General features: G+C 37.2%; 1 protein-coding gene. It reads left to right on the top strand.

Annotation, left to right across the window (positions count from 1 at the left end; all coding sequences use genetic code 11):
- Nucleotides 1–193 precede the first annotated feature (193 nt).
- On the top strand, nt 194–1,350 hold a 1,157-nt coding region (locus Q0410_RS06700), incomplete at its 3' end, for a dicarboxylate/amino acid:cation symporter (protein ID WP_299034652.1).

Below are 1,350 nucleotides of genomic sequence, written 5' to 3'. Positions count from 1 at the left end.
TTTCGCAGTGGTGTATGAATAAATATAATAATAAAACTTTGATATCCTCTAATAAACAGAGATTTAGGGCCTAAAAGTAGCGCAGCGCTTTGCGATTAATGGACATTTACAATATGAATCATCAATATTAAGATTAAAAAAATAATTTTTGCCCTTGCTTAGGCAGGGGCTTTTTTAAAAAAGGAAGGTATTTATGCAGCTTATAAAAAACAACAAATCATCCCTCATCCTCCTATTATCGATGGTTATTGGTGGATTTTTGGGAATAGGATTAGGTGATAAGGCAAGTATCTTAAAACCTATAGCAGATACATTTTTAAATTTATTATTTGTAAGCATTGTGCCAATGATTGGCCTATCTATTATATCATCAATTACTTCCATGCAGTCAGGTAAGACTCTTGGCAAAATCCTTGTTCTTATGTTTATTATATTTTTACTTACAGGACTGTTTGCTGGCGGTTTTATGATGGTTTTTACCAAGATTTTTGACCCTGCCAAGGGAACTAGTCTTACTTTCAAGGAAGCCTTTGACCCAGGTGAGGCCAAGCTTGATGTACTTGCTATGCTTACTGTTGATGACTTTTATAAACTCTTATCAAAAGAAAACCTCATGGCTATGATTGTTTTTTCAATTATAACGGGCCTTGCCCTTATAAGTGTGAAGGAACAGGCTAAGGGCCTTATAAGGCTAGTAGATGAGGGAATGATTCTTGTAAATAAGATTATTTTCTACATAATGAAGCTTGCTCCAATCGGTATTGGTGCCTACTTTGCTAGTATAACAGGAGAGCAGGGATCAAAATTATTTGGTCCCTTAGGCAGAACTATACTTATATTTTTTGCGGCAGGCTTTTTATACTTTTTTGTAGTTAATACCATCATGACCTTCCTAGCTCGTGGTAGGGAGGGGGTTAGGAGATTTTGGGCAAATGTTTGGCCGCCCTTTATAACAGCTTTTGCGACAAGCTCATCTGCAGCAGCCCTTCCTTTAAACCTTAAAGCAGGTGAAAAGATGGGAGTGAGGGAAGATATAAATAATATAGTCCTTCCCCTTGGTGCTAACCTCCACAAGGATGGGACTGTTATGATCCAGATTATAAAGATTAGCTTACTTTGTGGTATCCTTGATATAAATCTTAGTGGGGAAAGTATTATAATAGCAATCCTTGTTTCCTATATAGCAGCTACTGTCTGTGGAGCAGTGCCTGGAGGGGGTTATACAGCGGAAATCCTCCTTATTTCATCCTTTGGTTTTCCCAAGGCTACTATTCCTATAATGGTTTTAATCTCAACTGTCGTTGATTCTATAGCGACAGCTATAAACACAACTACAGATATATCAGCAGC

The sequence above is a fragment of the uncultured Anaerococcus sp. genome (assembly GCF_937934665.1).
GTDB lineage: Bacteria > Bacillota > Clostridia > Tissierellales > Peptoniphilaceae > Anaerococcus.
The sequence above is the reverse complement of the archived record's forward strand: the minus strand, read 5'-3'. Positions and strand labels throughout refer to the sequence as shown.